At 35.0% G+C, this 19,515-nt stretch carries 20 protein-coding genes, 1 pseudogene and 1 riboswitch; of the genes and pseudogenes, 4 read left to right on the top strand and 17 right to left on the bottom strand.

Going from position 1 to position 19,515, the window contains the following annotated elements; all coding sequences use genetic code 11:
- Nucleotides 1–376: 376 nt before the first annotated feature.
- Nucleotides 377–760: a hypothetical protein gene (locus tag JFT89_RS04095; RefSeq protein WP_078185938.1), complete on the bottom strand. Its 384-nt coding sequence runs from the start codon at nt 758–760 to the stop codon at nt 377–379.
- Between the two features lie 186 nt (nt 761–946).
- Complete coding sequence (locus JFT89_RS04090) at nt 947–1,519, bottom strand: histidine phosphatase family protein (protein ID WP_002165482.1); 573 nt, start codon at nt 1,517–1,519, stop codon at nt 947–949.
- A gap of 212 nt (nt 1,520–1,731) precedes the next feature.
- Between JFT89_RS04090 and JFT89_RS04085 the strand changes: the two are divergent.
- Nucleotides 1,732–2,367 (top strand): annotated as a pseudogene (locus JFT89_RS04085) (IS4 family transposase); the annotation flags it as partial.
- A gap of 202 nt (nt 2,368–2,569) precedes the next feature.
- On the opposite strand, the gene mntA reads toward JFT89_RS04085, so the two are convergent.
- From mntA to JFT89_RS04035, 10 genes are all read right to left on the bottom strand, one after another.
- Nucleotides 2,570–3,505 carry a manganese ABC transporter substrate-binding protein/adhesin MntA gene (gene mntA, locus JFT89_RS04080; protein ID WP_201039480.1) on the bottom strand — a complete coding sequence of 312 codons (936 nt, stop codon included), beginning with the start codon at nt 3,503–3,505 and terminating at the stop codon, nt 2,570–2,572.
- A 17-nt stretch (nt 3,506–3,522) separates the two neighbouring features.
- Complete coding sequence (locus JFT89_RS04075; RefSeq protein ID WP_002165479.1) at nt 3,523–4,389, bottom strand: metal ABC transporter permease; 867 nt, start codon at nt 4,387–4,389, stop codon at nt 3,523–3,525.
- Nucleotides 4,386–5,135 carry a metal ABC transporter ATP-binding protein gene (locus JFT89_RS04070; RefSeq protein WP_002084653.1) on the bottom strand — a complete coding sequence of 250 codons (750 nt, stop codon included), beginning with the start codon at nt 5,133–5,135 and terminating at the stop codon, nt 4,386–4,388. The genes JFT89_RS04075 and JFT89_RS04070 overlap by 4 nt, the downstream gene beginning before the upstream one ends.
- Nucleotides 5,136–5,502: 367 nt before the next feature.
- Complete coding sequence (locus tag JFT89_RS04065; RefSeq protein WP_201039479.1) at nt 5,503–6,102, bottom strand: DJ-1/PfpI family protein; 600 nt, start codon at nt 6,100–6,102, stop codon at nt 5,503–5,505.
- Between the two features lie 63 nt (nt 6,103–6,165).
- Entirely contained in the window at nt 6,166–7,140 is a 975-nt protein-coding gene (locus JFT89_RS04060; RefSeq protein ID WP_201039478.1) for a phosphotransferase enzyme family protein, read from the bottom strand.
- A 292-nt stretch (nt 7,141–7,432) separates the two neighbouring features.
- Nucleotides 7,433–7,837, bottom strand: a complete 405-nt coding sequence (gene arsC, locus JFT89_RS04055) for an arsenate reductase (thioredoxin) (RefSeq protein ID WP_201039477.1) — start codon at nt 7,835–7,837, stop codon at nt 7,433–7,435.
- A 25-nt stretch (nt 7,838–7,862) separates the two neighbouring features.
- A complete protein-coding gene (arsB, locus tag JFT89_RS04050) occupies nt 7,863–8,903 on the bottom strand; it encodes an ACR3 family arsenite efflux transporter (RefSeq protein WP_033706987.1) in 1,041 nt (346 codons plus the stop codon).
- Nucleotides 8,904–8,921: 18 nt separating this feature from the next.
- Nucleotides 8,922–9,359, bottom strand: coding sequence for an ArsI/CadI family heavy metal resistance metalloenzyme (locus tag JFT89_RS04045; RefSeq protein WP_201039476.1), 438 nt, complete (start codon nt 9,357–9,359; stop codon nt 8,922–8,924).
- A gap of 59 nt (nt 9,360–9,418) precedes the next feature.
- Complete coding sequence (gene arsR, locus JFT89_RS04040; protein ID WP_000046018.1) at nt 9,419–9,724, bottom strand: arsenical resistance operon transcriptional regulator ArsR; 306 nt, start codon at nt 9,722–9,724, stop codon at nt 9,419–9,421.
- A 268-nt stretch (nt 9,725–9,992) separates the two neighbouring features.
- The gene (locus JFT89_RS04035; protein WP_016095771.1) at nt 9,993–10,757 is read right to left on the bottom strand and encodes an SDR family oxidoreductase; all 765 of its coding nucleotides are present in this window, start codon (nt 10,755–10,757) and stop codon (nt 9,993–9,995) included.
- Between the two features lie 167 nt (nt 10,758–10,924).
- On the opposite strand from JFT89_RS04035, the gene JFT89_RS04030 reads away from it, so the two are divergent.
- A complete protein-coding gene (locus JFT89_RS04030) occupies nt 10,925–11,365 on the top strand; it encodes an Lrp/AsnC family transcriptional regulator (protein WP_002066230.1) in 441 nt (146 codons plus the stop codon).
- A 135-nt stretch (nt 11,366–11,500) separates the two neighbouring features.
- Here the strand turns inward: JFT89_RS04030 and JFT89_RS04025 are convergent, their stop codons facing one another.
- Both JFT89_RS04025 and JFT89_RS04020 read right to left on the bottom strand, forming a co-directional pair.
- The gene (locus JFT89_RS04025) at nt 11,501–12,706 is read right to left on the bottom strand and encodes a M20 family metallopeptidase (protein WP_033706986.1); all 1,206 of its coding nucleotides are present in this window, start codon (nt 12,704–12,706) and stop codon (nt 11,501–11,503) included.
- 88 nt (nt 12,707–12,794) lie between these two features.
- Nucleotides 12,795–12,896, bottom strand: a riboswitch (SAM riboswitch).
- Nucleotides 12,897–12,971: 75 nt separating this feature from the next.
- Complete coding sequence (locus tag JFT89_RS04020) at nt 12,972–15,281, bottom strand: AAA domain-containing protein (RefSeq protein ID WP_201039475.1); 2,310 nt, start codon at nt 15,279–15,281, stop codon at nt 12,972–12,974.
- 115 nt (nt 15,282–15,396) lie between these two features.
- On the opposite strand from JFT89_RS04020, the gene JFT89_RS04015 reads away from it, so the two are divergent.
- Together JFT89_RS04015 and JFT89_RS04010 are read left to right on the top strand one after the other, a co-directional pair.
- Nucleotides 15,397–15,789 carry a VOC family protein gene (locus JFT89_RS04015; RefSeq protein WP_201039474.1) on the top strand — a complete coding sequence of 131 codons (393 nt, stop codon included), beginning with the start codon at nt 15,397–15,399 and terminating at the stop codon, nt 15,787–15,789.
- 288 nt (nt 15,790–16,077) lie between these two features.
- Nucleotides 16,078–16,545, top strand: coding sequence for a hypothetical protein (locus JFT89_RS04010; protein ID WP_002066226.1), 468 nt, complete (start codon nt 16,078–16,080; stop codon nt 16,543–16,545).
- A 238-nt stretch (nt 16,546–16,783) separates the two neighbouring features.
- On the opposite strand, the gene JFT89_RS04005 is transcribed toward JFT89_RS04010, so the two are convergent.
- The 3 genes from JFT89_RS04005 to JFT89_RS03995 all read right to left on the bottom strand — a co-directional run bounded on the left by JFT89_RS04005 (nt 16,784) and on the right by JFT89_RS03995 (nt 19,224).
- On the bottom strand, nt 16,784–16,897 hold the full coding sequence (locus JFT89_RS04005) for a regulator (protein ID WP_242488368.1): 114 nt from the start codon (nt 16,895–16,897) through the stop codon (nt 16,784–16,786).
- A 397-nt stretch (nt 16,898–17,294) separates the two neighbouring features.
- Nucleotides 17,295–17,600, bottom strand: coding sequence for a monooxygenase (locus JFT89_RS04000; RefSeq protein ID WP_016095775.1), 306 nt, complete (start codon nt 17,598–17,600; stop codon nt 17,295–17,297).
- Nucleotides 17,601–17,745: 145 nt separating this feature from the next.
- Nucleotides 17,746–19,224, bottom strand: a complete 1,479-nt coding sequence (locus tag JFT89_RS03995) for an MDR family MFS transporter (protein ID WP_042889603.1) — start codon at nt 19,222–19,224, stop codon at nt 17,746–17,748.
- Nucleotides 19,225–19,515: the final 291 nt, after the last annotated feature.

Raw genomic sequence — 19,515 nt, 5'->3', positions numbered from 1 at the left:
TCTATTTTCTGCTTCACATCTATTATATCAAAAAAAGAATTGGTGATAGAACTGTAATGCTCTTGCATGCACCATAACTTTGCATCAAAGTATCGTTTTTTCTAATATAGGGTACAGCCACATGTCCATCAACTTAAGAAAACAGATTCACCCCAAAACGAAAAAATGAGCTTAATTCTCCTATATAACTGTCGAGAGATAAAATTTTTGTTTTGGTGGTGATTCAAAATAGTAGCTTGATGGCGATCGGACTGACCCCCTAATACTTTATTTTAATACTGACTCTTTTCATGAAATAAAACTCAGTTATCAGTCTAAACCATTTTTTAAATCTAACAATAACAAGTATGCTTCTTTACCTTTCAGATAGTCTCTATTATTCTAATTTCTTCATTTCTTTCAGCCATGCTATCTCCTTTTCTGAAGCATTTTCTATTTTATACAATTCATAGCTACCCTTTATCTCATCTATCACTACAAATTCAACTTCATTTCGAACATAACTTTTAGTTTTTCCCTTTTTATAACCATTAACATTATCTAATATAGTTTCTCCACTATCTTTTTTATATAAATTATAGCTAACAGGTGGACGGCCAATTACATACTTATTATCAGAAAATCCGACTATATCATCCCTCCCTAATCCTGTCGAAACACTCCAGACAAAAATAATCTGAAATATAGAACAAACTACAATACCGCATATGAAAAAAAATAGGATTGATTTAAAAAATAACTTTAAAGATATCCTGTCCAAAAACATTCCCTCCCATTTCACCTCGGGATAGCAAGAACAAAACGTGAATTTTGTACGCTAAGAAACCGAATTTTTTAGATTGTTGAACTCAATCCCCGTCAGTGCCATAAGAAAAAGGGTTACCGCAGTAACCCTTTTTCTTATAATACACGTCATTTTGGGAAGCTACGGATGAATAAAGTCACTCTATGAAATTTCCCACAATCTTTTAACTTCCACCAATTCCTGCCCGTTGAATTCCATTCTATATATATCTGGTTTTGATGTCTGAAGTAAAAAATTCAAATCATACTTACTGTCATAATACCCCATCATCAAAGTCATTACAGCTCCATGAGTGCCTAATACTACTTTCTGTCCTCGATAGGTGTTTAATAATTCTTTTAAGACTTTTATAGCACGTTTCTGACAGTCGACATTAGACTCTCCTCCCGTTAAAGCAAAGTCGGGGTCTAAAAATGACTTTTTTATCAAAGGAAATAATTCTTTATCCGACATTCGTTCCTCTTCAGCAATAAAGATTCTCTCTTTTAAGTCTTCAAATACTAAAACTTCTTGTCCTATTTGCTTCGCTAACTGCTGAACAGTTAGAATTGAACGATTGTATGGACTTGAGATAACAACGTCGATTCCCTCACCTTGTAATATATCTGTTATTCGTTGAACATCTAATTTTCCTTTTTCAGTTAATCCTCTTGTTCCTTCTTTTCCAAACTTTGGTGAATCTCCGTGTCTAACCATATATATGAAAGTTTTCATAATTACCTCCATTTTTCCAGTTTCCTTTACAATTCCTCCATGATGTTAGCATATATATCCAAGTTTGTCTCCTTTAATTAACAGAAAACTGTGCGAATTTGAAATGAATTCACGATATTTGTAAGAAAGACGTGAAGTTTTCACTATCCTCAGGTATAAAAAAACGTTATTCTTTCTAAACAAGCTTGATTATTAGAAAGGATGAGATTTTTATGAATCTTTCGATTCGAAGCGAGCTACAATTATTTGCTGAAGAATTACATCAACATCTTACCCCATCATTTTTAGAAAAACTCGCTAGAGAACTAGCTTTTGTACAACGAAAGCGTAAATTTTCAGGACGTGATTTAGCTATTATTTGTGTATGGATTAGTCAACTTGTAGCGAGTGATTCCTTAGTTCGACTGTGTAGTCAACTTCATGCTGTTACAGGAACTCTTATGAGTCCAGAAGGACTAAATAAACACTTCAATAAGAAGGCTGTTTGCTTTTTAAAACATATCTTCTCTATATTATTAAAAAATAAAGTTTGTGAAACATCAGTGATTCCAAGCTCTTCAATTACCTATTTTCAACAGATTCGTATTTTAGATGCGACGATTTTTCAAGTGCCAAAACATTTAGCTAGTGTGTATCCTGGATCGGATGGTTGTGCACAAACAGCAGGTATAAAGATTCAATTAGAATATGATTTACATAGTGGACAGGTTTTAAATTTTCAAGTTGAACCAGGTAAGAACACTGATAAGACCTTTGGAACAGAATGTTTAGCAACATTACGACCTGGCGATTTATGTATTCGGGATTTAGGCTATTATTCACTGGACGATTTAGATCAAATGGACCAATGAGGCGTGTATTATATATCGCGACTTAAACTAAATAATTTTGTACAATTACATCCGATTTACATTTGATATATCCTAATTATTAAACATAGAAAATTAAAACATAATACATAAACGAAAGGGCCAACTCCTAGGAGTTGGCCTTTTTTCTCTTATTTTAAAAATCTTCAATAGTTACGCTACATTGAAAAACAGATAGATTTCACTTTTGTAACCCATTAATAATTGTATCTATATTCCATTTCATCATTTTCAAATACGTATCTCCATCCTCACCTGTTTTACCTAGTGAGTCTGTAAAAATTGTACCTGCAATCGGTACGTTTGTTTCTTTTGAAACAGTTTCCATACTACGTCGATCTACACTTGTTTCTACAAATAATGCTGGAACTTTATTTGTTTGAATTAAACTTACAACATCTCTAATTTGATCTGGAGTACCTTGATTTTCTGAGTTAATTTCCCAAATGTATCCCGTCTTAATGTCATATGCTTTTCCAAAGTATTTAAAAGCACCTTCACTAGAGATTAAGAAACGTTTTTCCTCAGGTATTTGATGAATTCTGTTCACCGTTTCATCATGTAATTTTTGAAGTTCTGTTATATACTTATCGGTATTTTCAGTATAGAACTCTTTATTTTTAGGGTCTTCTTTAATTAATGCTTTCTTTACATTTTCAGCATATAAAATACCATTTTTAATATTCATCCATGCATGTGGATCTGGTTCTTTTTCTAATCCTTTTGTTTCTAAATAAATAGCCTCTACACCTTCACTTACTTTATAAACAGGTGCATCTTTCTCTGATTTATTTGCGGTTTTCAATAGTTTTTTAAACCATGCTCCGCCCTCTTCTAGGTTTAATCCATTGTAAAACACCATATCAGCATCTGTCATTTTCATAACATCTTTTGGTAATGGATCATATTCATGCGGGTTAGCTCCAATCGGAACAAGACTATGAATCTCAACTTTATCTCCACCAATTTGCTTCACCATATCATATATAATGGAGTATGTAGTTACAACTTTTAATTTTCCATTGCCCTCTTCTTTTCCATTGGTGTTACTCGAACACGCTGTTAATGCAAATACGAAAATACAAAGTATCGATAATAAAACATTTTTGAATTTCATCTTTATCCTCCAATCAATTATGACAACTCTGCTCTATTTTTTCTAATTTTGATAGCTCTCCAAAACAAACCTTGTGACGGTGAAAAAAAGAATGCCAATGCGAACAAGAATGTTGCGACAAGAACAATTGTTGCACCTGAAGCAAGATTATAAGAGAAACTAAAATATAGCCCTACTACAGATGAAAGTGCACCAATACCTGCGGCTAAATAAATCATGACCCATAAACGGTTTGTTAATAAATACGCCGTAGCCGCCGGTGTAATAAGCATAGCGACAACTAGAATAATTCCTACAGTTTGAAGTGAAGCAACTGTAACCATTGTAAGTAAAATCATTAAGCCGTAATGAATCCATTTGTTCGGCAACCCATAACTTTGCGCCATCGTTGGATCAAAAGTGGATACGAGTAATTCTTTGTAAAACAGCATCACAAGCCCGATAATAACCACTCCAATAATAAGTGTCATCCACATATCAGAAGAACGAACTGATAGGACATTCCCGAATAAAATATGATACAAATCAGAACTACTCTTCATAAAGGTGATTAAAATAATCCCTATAGCGAAAACAGATGTGAACATAATCCCTATCGCCATATCATGTTTAATTCTACTATTTTGACTTACAAATCCAATTCCAACTGCAGTAATAACACCTGTTAAAACCGCCCCTATGAAATAGTTCATACCGATCATATAAGAAAGTGCTACTCCAGGAAGAACGGCATGTGAGATCGCATCACCCATTAATGCCATACCTCGTAAAATAATAAAACATCCTATTACCCCACAAATCACTCCTACCATAACGGAAGTTAAAAGCGCCTTTTGCAGAAAACTGTACTGCGTTAATGCATCTATAAATTCTACAATCTTCATGATGAATGTACCTCCGCTGCATTATTAAACAATATTCCTTGATTCACATATGCTTTTGACATAACAGTTGGTTCTAATACTTGTCGTACTTCCCCGTAATGAATTAAGCTTTTATTCAGTAATAGTAATTTATCAAAATAGGACTCTGCTTTACTTAAATCGTGATGTACAACAACAATTGTTTTCCCTTCTATACGTAGCTCTCTAAGAATTTTAATAATTGTCTCTTCACTTGTTACATCAATTCCAACAAATGGTTCATCTAAGAAAAATATCTCTGCCTTTTGTGCTAACGCTCTCGCTAAAAAGACACGTTGTTGTTGTCCGCCTGAAAGCTCACCAATTTGGCGATTTTTAAACTCCTCCATGCCGACCTTTTTTAAACATTCAAAAGCCCAATCCCGATGTTCTTTCTTCGGTCTTTTCATCATACCTAAAGATGGATACGTTCCAATTAGCACAACATCTATAACTGTGATTGGGAAATCCCAATCTATATCACTTCTTTGCGGTACATATGCAACATGTTTTCTAGCGCTTCGAATATCCTCTCCAAGAATCCGAACATATCCCTTATCACTTGGGATTAAATCTAAAACAGCTTTCATTAAAGTAGATTTCCCCGCACCGTTTGGACCGATAATTCCAACGAGTTTTCCTTTTTCAATTTCAAAAGAAACGTTTTGAACTACTTGATTCCCTTGATAGGATACAAACAAATCTTTGACGATTATAGCCTCACTCATTTTTTGTGTATTCCCCCTTCTTTTTTCGTTAATATAATTATTTTGCACAAAGGCAACTTTCAGACAAAAAAATATAATATGAATGTAAATTCATACCTAAGTTTCCCTGAGGAAACTTTTTTATATGAGTCAAATTATATAAGCCTAATGCAAATTTGTAAACTACTTTTTACTAATTTATGAATATATAATAAAAATCATTATCACTATGAAACAAAATACATAATCCATTCTATGATTTTTTGGAAAGGATATTACTGTAAAAAATAGTAGTGTATAAAAGAAAGAACCAACTCCTACGAGTAGGCCCTTTTTCTTTAAGGATATGTAATACGCTCTACAGCAAAAAACTATGATTACGGTCGAATTACTTCCAAACAACACCTCGCCTCTCGTATTCCATTCTATATTCAACAGCAGCTGCAATTTGTGGGCTTGCGAACCTTTCCGTGATCCACAGACCTAAATCAGTTCCTGAAGTAACTCCTCTTGCAGTAATAATATCGCCTTGATCCACAATTCTGTAAGGAAGAATTTCGGCCCCATATGTACGAATTTCATTCTGCGCCAAACGATGCATTGTTGCCTTTTTATCATTCAATATATCCGATGCAGCTAGTAACATACCTCCTGTACAAACTCCAGCAACAATCGTTCCTTCATTGTGCATCTCTCTAATCATTTTAGTCAAAGTACCACGCTCTGCTTGCTTTCTTGCCCCATGTCCTGCTTTATGATTCCAGCCACCACCAGGTACAATTAACAAATCTGGGCGATTATCCATTCGTAAAAAATCATGTAGTTTCACCGTAACTCCAAACGAGGTAGTAACTTCTTGTTTTTGTTCACTAGAAACTAACTCAACCGTAAACGGAGCCCCTTCTTCTATCGCTCTTTTCAATACCTCAAAAGGTGCAAAGGAGACAAGCTCTCCGAATCCGTCAAACAATGCAATTTGTATTTTCATTTTTAGAACACCTCATATGCTTTGTTTTATAAATCCCAAAAGAGAAGAAATGTTATCTACAAATTAAAACAATGAAGACAACCTTTCTCCCCTTACTCTATAAACTTTCAAATGTCCCTCTAATTCTCTCCCGTCACCTAATAGACTCATCGTCTTTTTAACGAAGTTCCAATTTAAACTACCGGATAACCATAGCAACGAAGAAAGTCTTTTATAATCATTTGAAGTTAAAATGTTATTAGCTTTATATCCTTCTAAAAATGCTCTAGCAACTTCCGGACATACTTTATGCGACTGTATTCCTTTCGTTCGAGAGTACCATTTTATTAAAAAGGCTAACCCTTCAATACGGTCAACATAACTAATAGATTCAAAATCTACAATTCCTTTTACCTGTTGACTTGAGCCCCATAAAACATTCAAAGGATTTAAGTCTGTTTGTACAATAAACTCTAATTCACTCGTATATGCGCAGTCTATATGATATTTAGCAAGATCTATATACTCCCGCAATTCCTTACATGCGCTTGTCTTGCTTTCTAACATATTAATAAACTGGGCATACCCATCCAAATGAGATTTCTTCTGAAAAATCGCGCTTTGAAATGCACTAGAAATATCATGAACCTTTCTTGCTTCCTTTCCAAATGCTTCTGCGATAGCTTCTGTACAGAGTGTAATATGTTCTCCTTCAATCCAATTAGACAATATAAATCGGTATTGTTCATCATTCCAAGCGACTAATGTAAATGACTCCCCTGACCTATTTTTATTAATTTGCATAAAAAGGACTCCATGCTCGCGTAAATAATACGTAAAACGTACTTGCTCTATCAGTTGTTCGTTTGATAACGCCCCAAAAGCTGGATTGATTGTTCGCTTGCTATTGATAAACCGTGCGGAATATCGCTTCCCATTCACCATAATTTTATAGTGTAGATCTGTATTCCAGCTATTTTTATGTAGCTCTTCTTCCACTGCTAGTGAATGAATTTCTTTAAAATAATTTATTAATACGTCTTTTATTATGTGTTTCACCCTTTTTTCCTTTCATGTGAAAAAATTTTTATTACACGCTATTTTTTATGATTACTATCTCGATTACTCTAAAAACCAAAATTTTATTCATTGTTAATTACCAATAGTGTTTTTTTCTATATATAAATTTAATAGAGGCAGACTACCATTCTAACTATATCATTCTAACTATATCATTCTTACATAATATTCTGCATTCGTTGAGATAGTTGTTGTAAACCAATGCAGTAGTGACTATGTATAGAAAAAGAGCCAATCCCCTATACAATAGAAAATTGACTCTTTCCTTTATTTACTCCCCTGTTTCAGAAAATCGTTTTATACGTTCCCCAATTTCATCGCGAACACGTTGAAATTCAGACCATTCTTTTCCTGCTGGATCATCGAATACCCAGTGAACACGATTCACATGTGAAGGAGTAGATGGACACACAGCATCTGCATGACTACAAAGCGTAACGACTAAATCAGCGTTATTTAAAATATTTGAATCAATCATATCCGATGTTTGATTCGTTATGTCGATGTTTACTTCATTCATCGCTTTAATAGCATTTGGATTTACTCCGTGTGCTTCGATTCCTGCAGAATAAACATTCCACTTATCTCCTAAATATTTCTTGCCCCATGCTTCTGCCATTTGGCTCCGGCACGAATTTCCTGTGCATAAAAAATAAATTGTCTTTTTGTTTTCCATGTTGTTTTCCACCTTTATTTTTAAATTATACTGGTTGATCATTAAAATATTTACGCTTAAACCAAAAAGCAACGTTTACAAGTGCAATCATTACAGGTACTTCAACTAACGGCCCGATAACAGCTGCAAATGCCGCGCCTGAATGAATACCAAACACACCAACTGCTACAGCAATCGCTAACTCAAAGTTATTACTACCTGCTGTAAATGCTAACGTTGTTGTCACCTGATAATTTGCACCAATTTTTCTTCCCATAAAGAAAGAAACAAAGAACATCACAATAAAATAGATGAATAGCGGAATCGCTATTCTTACTACATCAAATGGTACGCTAACAATCATTTCTCCCTTTAAAGAGAACATAATGATAATCGTAAATAGTAATGCAATTAATGTAAGTGGACTAATCTTAGGTATAAACACCTTTTCATACCACTGTCTTCCTTTTAGTTTCACTAATACAAATCGTGTTAACATACCGGCTATAAAAGGAATTCCCAAATAGATAAATACTGATTTCGCTACTTCTACCATTGTAATATCTACAATAGCCCCTTCAATTCCTAACCACTCTGGGATTACTGTTACAAACACGTATGCATAAACTGAGAAGAATAACATTTGGAATACTGAATTAAAAGCTACTAAACCTGCTGCATACTCTTTATCCCCATCAGCAAGGTCGTTCCAAACAATTACCATTGCAATACAACGTGCTAAACCAATCATAATGAGCCCGACCATGTATTCTGGCTTATCTGGAAGAAAAATAATTGCTAAAACAAACATAAGTACAGGACCAATAATCCAGTTTTGCACTAAAGATAAAACCAATACTTTTACATCTTTAAATACCCGGCCCATTTCCTCGTAACGAACTTTCGCCAACGGTGGATACATCATGACAATTAAACCAACAGCGAGCGGGATGGACGTCGTTCCAACTTGTAATGTATTTAGTCCGTCTACTACACTAGGAAACACAAATCCTAAACCAATCCCAACAGCCATAGCTAGAAAAATCCATAGTGTTAAATATCGATCTAGAAAAGATAAACGTTTCATTTTATTTTCCATCTCCTATTAACAACAAGAATTTTTTTCTACTACGTTAGAAGTCGTGCAACAAGATGGATCTTCAATTTTATGAACATCACTATGTGCTTTTGTATAAAAGAATTCCCACTCGTTCCCATCAGGATCCGTTACCCAAAACTTATCTTGAACCGCATAGCAACAAGTCGTATCCATCTCATCACGTGCAAAGAACCCTTCTTTTTCTAATCTTTCTTTATGAAATGTAATTTCTTCAGCTGTATCCACTTGGAAACCAAAATGATTTACCTGATTTCCCTTCACTTCATCTCTTACGTTCAGTGTGAAATTAAGTCCTGGTGTCTCTAATAAAATTTTTGCATAATCCACTTTCACCTTAACTGGTGACACACCAAATACCTTTTCGTAAAATTCAATAGACTTCTCTAAATCCGTAACATTTATACCAACGTGAACATATTTCATAGCTTATTCCTCCTCTTTATATGTTATTAATCAATTTTTTTGATTAATAGTGCAAAATTTTAACAACAGCTACCTTTGCCTGTTTTTCTAAAGATACAGCATAATTCTTCTGATAATAAATTATTTACTTCCGCATCATTTAAATCATAATAACTCCACGTACCTTTTGTTTCTTTTACAATTAAACCTGCATCTAATAAGATCTTTAAATGATAGGACAACTTAGATTGCGTCATTTCAAAAACCTCTGTTAAATCACATACACAAGTCTGGCCCCGCTGGCAAAGTTCATACATAATCTCTAAACGCTTCTGATCCGCTAATGCTTTGAATTTTTTCTCATAGAGCTGAAAATCTTGTGCCACTGTAGTTCACTCTCCCTTCATCAACTTTTTTTGATATTTATAGTATATACGCTGTTTAGTTCTTTATGCAACTCATTAATCAATTTTTTTGATTAACAAAACTCAACTTCCTCTCATCATATCTATGCCACCATTAAAAAAGGCCATAGCCTTCCCAAAATGAAAAACTACAGTTCGTTTTACAACTCAATAGTTAAAATATTTTCGAAAGGTGGAGTCTCTATAGCTTTTAAATAATCTCAAGTTAATAATTATAGAGTGATTCCGCCTATAAACAAAACCCACCAGAAACATCTAAAACCTGCCCTGTTACCCACCGACTATCAGAAGAAGCAAGGAATGCGACTGCATCTGCAATATCTTCAACTTGCCCTATTCGTCCAAAAACAGACGAACTCGTAGCAAAATTTCGTATTTCCGGATTATCTAGCAATTTCGCATTAATATCTGTCTTCGTATATCCAGGCATAATTGTATTAACGGTTATACCTCTTTCTCCAAGATGTTTAGCTAGAGGACGTGTCATCGTATTTAATGCACCTTTACTTAAACCGTATGCAATTGATCCTGTAAAACCAAGTCGTACTTCGGCCGATGAAATGTTAATAATGTGCCCTTCTGCTCGTAGTAATGGTAATGTTTGCTGAATTAAGAAGAACGGCGCCTTAATATTTACGGCCATAATTTCATCAAAAATTTCTTCTGTCGTATTTTCAATCGTTCCTTGTATACCTATGCCTGCATTATTTACTAAAATATCAATCTCTGATGTACCAACTCTTGCTTGTAATTCATTCTTTAATTGTTCTACTAGCTTTTTGACACCATCCATTGAATTAAGCTCAGCTTCAATTAAGAACGCTTTTCCTCCATTAGATTCAATCTCAATAATCGTTTCATCTGCAGCTGTTTTATTTCGGCCGTAGTGAACTGCAACTAATGCCCCATCTTTCGCCAATCTTATTGCAATGGCACGGCCGATGCCGCGACTCGCTCCTGTTACTAACGCTACTTTCCCATCAAAATTCTTCATTTTTTCCATCCTTCCTAAATTTCCGTTTAATAAATCCTATACTTATATTTTTAAGCAAATACTAATAATTTTAAATATAGATTTATAGGTAATTCAGTTAGTTAACTTATGATATTATAGTTATAATTTACGATTTACTTTGGAAAACAAAACAAGGAGGCTACACAATGCAAAATGCAGTAAAACTGGATGAAATCGACCATAAAATTATGAACTTGTTGTATGAAAATGCGAGAATTTCCGTTTCAGAAATAGGGCGGATTATATCCATGACGCAGCCTGCTGTAAAAGAACGGATTAACAAACTTGAAGATCAAGGAGTTATAGCGGCATACCGAACGAGATTTGAGCCTTCCAAAATTAATAAAAACATTCAAGCATTTATTATGTTTAAAACGAGCCAATGCTCTGATTTTATCCAATTTTGTAATGCTGCTCCTGAAGTAACAGATTTATATCGAATTAGCGGGGAGTTTAATTATATGATGAAGGTCATGAGCGATTCGATGGATTCTCTCGCTGCATTTTTAGATTCTTTAATGCAATTCGGATTATCATCTCCTTTAATAGTTTTAAAGAGTGAATTTGAAGAGAAATTGTCGTTCTGATAAGAGGGTACTAAGGTAAAAATATGAAGTGTATGTGGAAAAATCATTTTATAATATAATAAAACCAGCCATAGGCTGGTTCTTTTTTCATTCGATTTCCTACTAAAAAATCCCGAGTATAATTCTCCTTCTTCCCTACCCCTGATTCTTCCGCGCCTCCCTAAACTCCTCCTTCACCTTCTCTAATAACCCTTCTTCCGTAATTAATCGATACGCTGTATTCGCTAATGCTTTTGCCGATGTAATTAACGCTTTGTCTCCTAGTTCTGAACGAGCTGCTTCTCTAAATTCATTCGTATGCGCAATTAAATCGTCTGGTCCGATTTTAATGTACGGATGAATTGTCGGTACAACTTGGCTTACGTTTCCTGCATCTGTTGAGCCAATTCCTACTCTTTCTTTACGGTTTACGTCTTCACCAAGTAGTTCTAATTCTTCGGCTACGACGTCATTAAATGTTTTTGTCACGAGCAATTCATCGATTTCATTTTGGAATTGATGAATTTTCACTTTTGTGCCTGTTGCTAACGCTGCCCCTTGTGCGATATTTCTTACCTTCTCTGTTACTTCCGCACATCTTTTTCTCGTTGCTGCGCGGATGAAGAACCTTGCTGCAGCGTAGTCAGGAATAATGTTAGGTGCTTTCCCGCCTTCAGTAATAACTCCGTGAATTTTCACATCTGACGGAAGTTGTTGGCGAAGTGCATTAATACTGTTATACAGCTGGATAATCGCATCTAATGCGTTAATTCCTTCTTCTGGTGAGGCTGCTGCGTGAGCTGTTTTTCCGTAAAAATGAAAATCTAGTGGATCAACTGCTAGTGACGGACTCGTTGGAGCTGTTTTTCCGCTCGGATGAATCATAAGCGCCGCATCAATGTTTTTAAATAAGCCAGCTTTCACATAACTCGATTTTGCACTACCATTTGGCCCGCCCTCTTCTGCTGGTGTTCCGAACACGACAACTTCTCCGCCAATTTCTTCAAGCGTTTCTGATAATGCGATCGCTGCTGCAACGCTAATTGTACCAATTAAATTGTGACCACACGCATGACCGAGTCCTGGTAAAGCGTCATACTCCGCTAAAAATGCGATAACTGGTCCTTGTTTTCCTGAACTTTTCCGCGCGATAAATCCTGTTTCATGTCCAGCTATATTGTGCTGCAACTGAAATCCTGCGCTTCCTAACAACAAACTTAACGTTCTTGATGCGTAAAATTCTTGGTTACCAATCTCCGGATTCGCATGAATATTATGACTTGTTTCTATGTACTTTTCCTTATTTCTTTCTATACTCTCTTCAATTGTTTTTCTTTGTGACGTTACTCCTGTCGCTCCCATTTTTCTTCCTCCTTTTATTTTCACGTAAAAAAGCCTCTTTCTAAAAGATAGAAAGAGGCTTCTGTATATACAGTCAAAATGAGCTTCTTTCTTATCTTTCAAGTTACCTTGCTGGAATTGGCACAGTATTCATAAAGAATCCGCTGCCGAGGTGTCATAGGGCCAGTCCCTCAACCTCTCGTGATAAGAATTTTCATAAAATTATATTAAATTATTTTCATTCTAAGTTCATTCCAGGCAAAAGTCAAGGAATTCCTATCTGAATTTACCGAATATCTAAAAACCCTTTTAATACGCCAATTGTTTCAGGTGCTTGTAATCTTGCACATATGTACGGAAATTCCATACTTCCTTCAAACATCATTTGAGATGTAAGAGGTGCTCCTGCCCAAAAGATTTCATCATCGATTACTATAAACGGGAACGCTTTGTTTTGCCTTTGTAATTTTACATTTTTTAATGGAACTGGTCCATCACTATACACCGTTATTTGCGCATTTGTACGCATTAACGCTTGCCATACTCGTTTATCTACTTGCCTTGTACTTGGAAGGGAAATGATAATTTTTCGTTTCGCAGCTAAAATATCTTTTAATAACCCTTTCGGTTCTTCAAGATTCATTTCCATAAACCAGCGTAAACGTTTCGAGATTTTTCGCTCCCACAATTGTCTTGATGTCGTGCGATCATACACATCTCCGTGACGTTCTATATGAGCTGTTAATTGCGATAACGCTTGTTTTCTCGAAAGATTTTTACGCATGTAGTGGCAATCTGATAATTGAATGAACTTCCCTCTCGCTCTCGTTACTGCTACATTGACGAGGCGATGGTTTTTATGATCAAAGAATAACACGCCAGGGCGTTCTTGCGGATAACTATCTACCGTATCAAAGATCATCATATCTCTTTCAGACCCTTGAAACTTATGAACTGTCGCCGCTAAAACTGGTATGTTTTGATATTTCGTTTTCTGCAACATTTCTCTAATGCACGTTGATAAAAAGCGGGACTGTGCCCTGTAAGGCGTAACTACACCGATAGATTGAACACCGTCTAACAATCCAATTAACATCATTTGCATCGCTACTAACCCAGACATAATATTAAAACGAGAACCGGAAGCAGCGTCTTTTAAAGAAAAGGCTCCCATTAAGCTCGTATCAAATAAAACACTCGCCTCATTTGCGAACGGTTGCAGTTTCGCAAGTTCTTTACGCTCTGAAACAGATGGATGATCGTATACTCTATTTTTATAAATAAATGAATTCGTAAACTTCGATATATCCGTGTGCATACGTCTTTGCTCCTGCAGCATAAAAAGGTTCGGATGTGCTTCTGATTTATTTACAGAATCAACAATCCCTGCATGATAAAACATATCTTCACCGAGCCATTTTCGAACGAGTTCATGGTTCGCCATCGCAATCGGAGGTAACTGTAAAAAGTCACCACAAACGACAATACGTTTCCCAAGTGAAGCAGCTAATGCGATTTGCGGCACATAAGCCATACTTACTTCATCTACGACAACTAAATCAAATGTACGCTCATAAATAAGTGAATCAATTGCACATTTCGATAAAGTCGCACCGATTACTTTCGCATTTTCAATGTATTCTTTTTCTACTTCTTTAATTTTCGCTTTTTGCTTTCGAAGATCACTTTCAATCTCTTGTATACGCTTCTTATCAGCAGAAGTCGCTTTATATGATAAAATCTTTTCACGAAGATCTTGTCGTGTCTCTTCTAAATAGAGTCTTTCTTCTCCCCAAGATCCATTCGTCGTTTCAACTAACTTCGATGCAAGTAACGTTTCATGATTTCGTATATGTTCATGTTGACTATAACCGTAACGAACGATTTCACCAGGTGTCCATTTCTTTTTCTTCTCAATTTGCTTCGTTACTTCGCTCATTAATACGTCAACTGCCGCATTACTATGAGCTAACACAAGTACCGATTTTCCTTTTTGATAATGAGCAGAAATAATACGCGATAAATTGTAAGACTTCCCTGTTCCCGGTGGTCCCCACACGTACGTTGTTGGATTGTAAAAAGAACGATACGCCAATTCATTTTTCGTATTTTTCATCTTTTCAATATGTTTCGGACTGCTCGTCCCATCAACAAGACGCTTTATACGATTACGTTTTAGCTTATCTTTATGTGCCTCTTTCAATCTCTCTTGTAGTTGTTCTAACAGTTGCCACGGTTCACTGTATAAAACCGCTTCTCGTATTTCACCTTGTATATAATCATTTAATTTCAGTTCTATTTCTAATCCATGTACAGATAATACTTCTCCTGTCGCTTCCTCACCATCAAACTCAATTCGAATTGGTGAACCTTCAGGTAAGCTTACTTCCGAAATAAGCTGAAATACGTATACTGTACTTTCATAATCTGTATATAAAAAACGACCGTTAATGATAGAAATTTTACTACCACCTATCGTTTTCCAATGTTTAATTTCATATGCTAATGCATAATGCCACTCTTTCATCGTTTCCGATAATGAAGGAGTTTGAGTAGGTGTATTCATCGTATAATCTCCTTCCTTCTCCCCAAACATACTTTCTCACTATACCATATAACAAGCTAAAATTTGTAAGGTTTTTATCTTGCTTATTTTCTTAATTTTCAATAATATATTGTATATAATTTTCAGAAAGAAGGAAGGAATCTACATGCCAGTTAGAAGAATAGAACACGTTGGACTTATGGTTGCAAACTTAGAAACATCTATCTCATTTTATGAAGAAGTAGTCGGCTTACAACTCATTAAACGTATGGGACATCCAAATCCAGACTTAAAACTCGCTTTTTTAGGTGTGGAAGAATCGAAAGAAACGATAATTGAACTAATTGAAGGTTACAACTCTTCCCTTCCGGCAGAAGGAAAAGTACATCACATTTGCTTTAAAGTGGATTCATTAGAGGATGAAATTGAAAGAATACAGAAACACAAAGTAACCTTTTTACTAGGAGAAGAAATTGAAACATTACCAGATGGAACACGTTACATATTCTTCGCTGGTCCTGACGGAGAGTGGATTGAGTTTTTTGAGACGGAGAGATAAAAAAGGAGTCAGGATTTTGGCCCTTATACTACTTCCAATCCTTTATGTAATCCTAATAAAGAATTGGAAGATACAAGGAGTTGCCGTTTTTGTTGGAAGAATCCTATTAAATATTATCCTTTTCATAAATGGAATATTAACAAAAAAACAAACCGTGAAAAGGTTGAAGAAACGAGCAACAAAGAAAAAAGTATTACCTACAAAGAACAAATTGCGCTATTCCCAATTTACGGGAAATTTGATATACTATTTTCATAAATTGAATATTTTACATTTTAGGAGGATAAAATGGAGAAAAAAACAGATTTTTCTTTGTCACTTTTGTTTTTTTGGATTAAAGGGTTTGTTTCAGTTGATTCAAGATTTGTAAAAGTATCCACTGGAAACACTATATTAGGGTTTATTCCTGCTGGAAAAGATAATCAAAGCATTCCTTTGAAAAATATTAGTTCTACAATGATTTCTTCTCAGTATAGAATAAAACCCATTATATTAGGATTGATTATTATTCTTTTTTCCTTTAGTACCATAGGAAATAACTTTATATTCGGACTTATTTTACTATTAATTGGAATTGGTATTTTAGGTAGTGGTATGCAAAATGTATTGATTATTCAAAGAGCAGGATCGGATTATATTTTTGCAGTACCATTCTTTGAAAAAGCTAAATTGGAAATTATTCAAGATTGTATTGCTGAAGCATTAGCTTATGATACGGATAAAACTGATTTAAATTTATTTTTTAATAAAAAATAAAAAAGGCGATAGATTAATCTGTACCCTATAGAATAGACTTTTTTAAGTGTCTATTCTATAGGGTACATTTTAACAAATTTACCGAAAAAATTCTCCGTCCAGAGGCGCGTGAAGGGCGATAGCCCAGCGGTAGGTGGGAGATGAATTTCGGATAATACGTTAAAATAGAGAACTTGAGCTTTTTTTCGTTCCGCCATCAAGGCATCCTTTGGCCGAAGAACCCGTATTTCAACTTTTATTATTCAACTGTATCTAATAACTCTACAACTAATTCTTTAGGATCTTCCCAGCTATGATATATTTCTAAGTGCCATTTCGTTAATGATCTTGAGTATCCCTTTTTTCTATCCATTTATGTAAATCATTATAAGCATTCATATAAAAACAGCTTAAGTCATACAACCTTCGTTATTCCTAGTTACTAAATATTAGTTATGTTCATAATTTTGCAACATGTATAGATGGGTATATATGTTATAATCAACTTAGCAAATTACAAATAAATTTGCATTTCCTGTGCCCCTTACCTCCCAGTAAGGGGCGTACCCTTTTATAAATAATTATTTCAATACAACTTTTTTCACAGTACTTTCTCGTCAATTTCACAAATTCAAGAACTCTCATATGTTACCTTTTCCAAGGAACTATATGCCGATACACAAATCCCTATCTATATAGGGATTTTTTTATAAAGGAAGAATTCAAAAAGAAGGGATTATCCCCTCCTTCTTTGAATTCCGTGTCCCTTATTATTTACTATAACCATGATTCAGTTTAGTTAACTCTTCATTAATGTGAAAAATTTTCACTCTAATATCTTTAACACCAAATGCTTGAAGTCTGTTCTTGTGCATTTCTCCATATTTTTCAGCATCTTGTTTTTCTTCAAATGCATAGATGCCTCCAGCTTCTTTCGTTTCTTGATTCTCCGTCCATATTTTCCAATGGAATCCTTCTTCTTCATTAATACTTTTTGCTAAATCCCAAAATGCTTTTTCCATTTCATCACCAAAAGGACCTTCAAACGGAAAATCAACCTGTAATAAATATGCCATTTTCACTCCCCCTTACTCCCTATATTTCTCAACAGGAATTTCACTGAAATTTTCTTTGATTTGATAACTCCCAGATAAAAGCTTCCTTGTCTAACTAATCAACAAAAAAACTTGTAGGAAACATTATCTAGAGTTTTATTTTGCTCTACCGGTTTAACCTCTCGACAGCTTCCGCGCTTGTATCTACACGTTTAACGAAAAAAACTAATAGTAGTGCAACAACATTCATGCCAAGCGCTACATAGAATGAATATTGGATTCCGGATAATAAAGCCTTCTGAGTTAACATTGCCTTCGTAGCTTCTGTGAAGGTTGTTGGATCTACATCAGCCATTAGACTTTCAGCTTTTGTTCTTGTTACAGAATTCATAATCGTAACAAGAATAGCAGTACCAATCGAACCGGACACTTGTTGAGCTGTATTATTAACAGCTGTACCGTGCGGATTTAAGCGAGTTGGCAATTGATTAAGGCCATTTGTCATAAGTGGCATCATCACCATCGCCATCCCAAACATTCGCAGTGTGTAAATAAGAATAATATGTGTGTGACTAGAATCGATTTGCAGGTTTGCCAGCATATAAGTTGAAACAGCTGTAATGGAAAGTCCTACTATACCAAGAATCCGAGGGCCATATTTATCAAATAGTTTTCCTGTAATTGGTGACATAACCCCCATTATTATCGCACCTGGAAGCATCATCAGCCCAGAGCTCAGCGGCGAAATACCGCGGACGTTTTGTACATAAGCTGGTGTTAAAATCATACCCGAAAACATGGCCACTGCGTTGACAATTGCAATTACAGACGCAAGTGCAAACATTGGGTACTTGTAAACACGTAAATCCAATAACGGTTCATTCATTTTTAATTGACGGACAATGAAAACAATTAGGGCAATAGCGCCTATGGTTAAGGTTGTTAAAACAACTTTATTCGTCCAACCATCGGAGCTTGCGGAACTGAATCCATATAACAAACCGCCAAAGCCTACAGAAGATAATAGTAATGAGAGATAATCAAGTTTTGCATTTTTGTTTTGTCTCATGACATTCTCCGATTTCCAAATCCCTAACAGTAAGCTAATGATTGCTAACGGTAAAATCATTTCAAAAAGCAAACGCCAGTCATAATACTCTACAATATAACCCGATAGTGTCGGTCCAATTGCTGGAGCTGTAATCATAACTAATCCAAAAATCCCCATTGCTGTTCCCCTTTTTTCTCTTGGAAAGCTTACTAGCATAATATTCATTAGCAAAGGCCCCATGACTGAAGAACCTGCTGCTTGAACCATCCGGCCAGTAAGTAATAAACCAAAGTTCGGTGCTAAAGCCGCTAAGGCCGTACCAAGAATAAAAATCACCATAGATGTAATAAATAAGCTCCTATTGGAGAAACGGGTTATTAAAAATGCTGATGCCGGAATTAATATACCACTTACAAGCATATACCCTGTAGAAAGCCACTGGATCGTTGAATAATCTTTAATGTCTAAATCCTTCATTATTGATGGCAAGGCTACATTTAAAAGCGAATTATTTAGAAATGAAACAAATGCACCAATAAAAAGGATTACAAGCATTAAATATGGTGGTTTTCTTTTATGTAATGTTTCACTCATATAATCATTTGCCCCTTCATTATAAATTCCATTGATTCGTTTAAATCGTTTGCATATCTGCACAAGAATACATTATCCTTGCAGTATTTTGCCAAACTCTTCGAATGGATATTCTCTTTTTAACAATTTTACTTGCTCAACATAACATTTTAAAATCTTTTTTATTGATTAAACCTGTATAAACATTTAAACACGTTTGTTAACCGAAATTAAATTAGGCTGAATTAAACAAAAGGAGCAACTGAAAATACCCTTCTAAAATAAAGTGAAACTTTAATCAGTGGGACTTTT

The organism is Bacillus sp. TH25 (genome assembly GCF_016650935.1).
GTDB lineage: Bacteria > Bacillota > Bacilli > Bacillales > Bacillaceae_G > Bacillus_A > Bacillus_A mycoides.
This window is presented reverse-complemented; position numbering and strand designations above follow the sequence as displayed.